Origin of the sequence: Romboutsia weinsteinii, from assembly GCF_002250835.2 — a bacterium.
GTDB classification, from domain to species: Bacteria; Bacillota; Clostridia; order Peptostreptococcales; family Peptostreptococcaceae; genus Romboutsia_A; species Romboutsia_A weinsteinii.
In genome coordinates this window covers 1-3,362 of the sequence record NZ_NOJY02000119.1, presented here as the reverse complement: position 1 = coordinate 3,362, position 3,362 = coordinate 1, and the positions used below count along the sequence as shown (strand labels likewise).

Here is a 3,362-nt window from a genome sequence, read left to right as displayed (position 1 = left end):
CCTTTATATAATCTGGATCTGTTATAATCTTAATAAAATTATCTGCTCCTACAAATTCTTTTACATCTGATAGCCCGTTCCAAGAGGTTACACTATATTGAAATAAATGAAAAATAGGTAGTAATCCAAATGTCACTAATAATAAAATCGGAAAAAAAAGAAAGAAGAAAGCTACACTTCTTTCTTTCTTCCTTAGGTTATTACTTTTCATTATTCTTTAAAGCTTTACTCCATTTTACTTCTAAATTATTAACAAATTCTTCATAGCTTTCATTCTCATTTGGATATAGACCTATATTAATTACTTTTTGTAATGTATCTTTTAATCTTCCAACTCCTACTTCATTAGCAACTGATTGATATAAAGCTTCTTCTTCAGGAGTATCTGTTGGAGCTGTTAATATAATTTTATAGTCTTCAAATATTTTCTTTTGTTCGTCATTAAAATCCGCCTTTTTAGTTGGTATACCATTTGATTCTTCAGCATAACCACTTTCAGCTGATATGAAGAATTCTAGAAATGCTTTAGCTGTTTCTACATTTTTACTATTCTTATTTATACCAACTACTGAATCTGCACCATATGCTATACTAGTTTCGCCATCTAATTTTACTGGGAATGGTGCTATATCTATATTTTCTTTATCTGTACTTAATCCTTGAACTACTGGTACATCTTGAGATCCACTCATAAGCATTGCTACTTCACCATTTGCTAACATTTGGAATGATTTAGCCGGATCTCCTGTTATAGGATCTTCTTCTATTAATCCTTTTGATGATATATTATAGAATAAATCCATTACTTCTCTTATTGGTTGTCCTTTTTCAAATGCAGTTCCTTCTTTCAACATATCAGAACGATATTGCTCTCCTCCAAATGAAGTTAATGCTCCTCCCCACATACCAAGTAAAGTATTGTAATTAGTATATAATGGAATAGCATCAGTATTATCACTTATTGCTTGTAGAGTTTCCATCATTTCTTCCATTGTAGTTGGCATATTTTCTATACCAGCCTTTTTTAGTACTTCTTTGTTATATATAATTCCAAGTGAATTTAAACGAGAAGGTAATCCATAAACTGTAGAGTCATGATCAGCTTCAGTAACATCCATATATTCTTTTTCTAATTCTTCTATACTTCCTAAAGGCTCAAAGTAATTACTATATTCTTGAGGTGTAGCATTTAATACAAACGGTACAAACAATACATCTCCATAATCTTTAGTATTCATACGTGTTGATATGTGGTTGTTGTAATCAGATGATGATTCCCACTTTATGTCAGTTACATCTGGGTACTTCTTTTTAAAATTCGCTTCGATTTCCTCAAATAAGTCATCTGCATCTGTTCTATCTGTTACAACAGTAATCTCCCCAGCTATTTTCCCCTCACCCTTAGAGCCATCAGCTGATCCTTTTGCACATCCTGATAGCATCAATCCTGTTACAAGTGCTAAACTAATAATTTTCTTCATATTGTCTCTCCTTAATATTGACTTTTGTTTTATAATCAAAAATAGATGCCTTCTTAAAATCAAAGGTTACATGTATTGTATCCCCTATTTTTAACCTCTTATTTTTTGTATATTTCATGGTAAATGAAATTCTATTAGCTTTTAAGTAAAGTAATGTTTCACCACCTGTATACTCAGTTTTTTCAATAATTGCTTCTATCGAATCCTTACATTCTTTATCTAAGCAAATAATATGCTCTGATCTTATACCTAATATATATCGATTATTATATTCTGGTAGTTTAATTAAGTCTCTTCTAAACTTTAAAAACTCATCTAAAGTAATATTATCTTTATTTACTACTACTTCAAATAAATTCATTTGAGGCCTACCTATAAATTTTGCTACGAATAGATTTGCTGGATTTTCATATACCTCTATAGGTACATCATTTTGCTGTATTACTCCATCATTAAGAACTACTATACGATCTGCTAAAGACAAGGCTTCAACCTGATCGTGGGTTACATAAATTGTTGTAGCATTTATTTTATTGTGTAAGTTTAGAATTTCATGACAGGTCTCATATCTAAGTTTTGAATCTAGGCTTGATAGTGGCTCGTCCATTAAGAATAATTTTGGTTCTCTTACCATAGCACGAGCAAGTGCTACTCTTTGTCTTTGACCACCTGATAACTTACTTGGCTTTACTTTTAAATATTTATCTAATTGTAATATCTCAGCTGCCCAACGTACTTTTTTGTCTATTGTAGATTTATCAACTTTTCTTATTTTCATCCCAAATGCAATATTTTCACATACAGTCATATGAGGAAATAGCGCATAGTCTTGGAACACCATCGATACGTTTCTATTTTTAGGCAATACTTCATTAACTACAGTTCCATCAATTTCAATAGTTCCACTTGTTGGAGCTTCAAAACCACAAATTATTTCTAATAATGTTGATTTCCCACTACCACTAGGACCTACTATAACAATAAACTCTCCCTTAGCTATACTTAAATCAAAGTTGTGTAAGACTTCCCTGTATGCACCTTGGTATTTTTTTACAATATTATTCATTTTTATGTAGCTAATATCTTCCATCTCCTGTCATTGTTATACTCTGTATTGTCTTTGCTTTCTAAATCTTTTGTATAAAAAAACTACTCTAAGTGTTCATATATTGAGATTTGAATATTTATTAACTTAGAATAGGCTATTTTTTATTTTTTTAATTTATTTATCATGTTATCTAATGATACTACTCTTGCAAATGCAAATTCAAAGTTTCCAATAGCTCCTATCTCTTGCTCTACAGTGTAAGATGCTGTAGCCTCTATCGGCAGAAATACATTATAATCTCTATAAGATGCATCTCTTATTGTCGATTCCACACATACATTAGTAGCAATTCCTACTACAACTAATGATTCTATATCTAATCCACGCAAAACATCTTCTAACTGAGTATTATAAAATGCACTAAATCTATGTTTTTTTACTATATAATCATCTTTTTCAGGTCTTAGTTCATCAATTATTTCTGCATCCCACGTATTTTCTTATAGGCTTTATAGCTATTGATGTTCTCGAAGTGTCTAACCCCATTTTTGATAATGATCCTTCTGGATGAATAAATTCATTTTGCATATCTATAATCACTAATGCACTTCTATCTTTGTTAAATTCTAAATTATCCAACTTTTATTTCCCCCTATTTAGCTAAGCTCTAATACCAGTTAATATTATAACATGGCTTATTAATGGCTCTACTATAGTAGTTTTAAATGATTTATTCAATATTTTTATAATAAAAATTATTTAATCATTCTCATAGCGTACAAATTAAAAAGGATGGTTGTTTATTATAATAAACAACCATCCTTTTTAATTTG

5 protein-coding genes are annotated in these 3,362 nt (G+C 30.1%); all 5 read right to left on the bottom strand.

What is annotated here, in order from left to right:
• Positions 1–211: sugar ABC transporter permease (locus tag CHL78_RS21030; protein WP_206749961.1), on the bottom strand; the 211-nt coding region annotated here is incomplete at its 3' end.
• Positions 201–1,481, bottom strand: coding sequence for an ABC transporter substrate-binding protein (locus CHL78_RS19875; protein ID WP_094368799.1), 1,281 nt, complete (start codon positions 1,479–1,481; stop codon positions 201–203). The genes CHL78_RS21030 and CHL78_RS19875, both read right to left, overlap by 11 nt.
• On the bottom strand, positions 1,465–2,547 hold the full coding sequence (locus CHL78_RS19870; protein ID WP_243446491.1) for an ABC transporter ATP-binding protein: 1,083 nt from the start codon (positions 2,545–2,547) through the stop codon (positions 1,465–1,467). The genes CHL78_RS19875 and CHL78_RS19870 overlap by 17 nt, the downstream gene beginning before the upstream one ends.
• Positions 2,548–2,690: 143 nt before the next feature.
• Positions 2,691–2,972: a cysteine hydrolase family protein gene (locus tag CHL78_RS19865; protein WP_243446492.1), complete on the bottom strand. Its 282-nt coding sequence runs from the start codon at positions 2,970–2,972 to the stop codon at positions 2,691–2,693.
• A 28-nt stretch (positions 2,973–3,000) separates the two neighbouring features.
• Positions 3,001–3,168 (bottom strand): hypothetical protein, encoded by a 168-nt coding sequence (locus CHL78_RS20925; RefSeq protein ID WP_158540744.1) that lies wholly within the window; start codon positions 3,166–3,168, stop codon positions 3,001–3,003.
• Positions 3,169–3,362: the final 194 nt, after the last annotated feature.

What these genes read in the sequence shown, in the direction of transcription:
- CHL78_RS19870 (WP_243446491.1), bottom strand. Translation starts at nt 2,547, where the DNA reads ATGAATAATATTGTAAAAAAATACCAAGGTGCATACAGGGAAGTCTTA.
- CHL78_RS19875 (WP_094368799.1), bottom strand. Translation starts at nt 1,481, where the DNA reads ATGAAGAAAATTATTAGTTTAGCACTTGTAACAGGATTGATGCTATCA.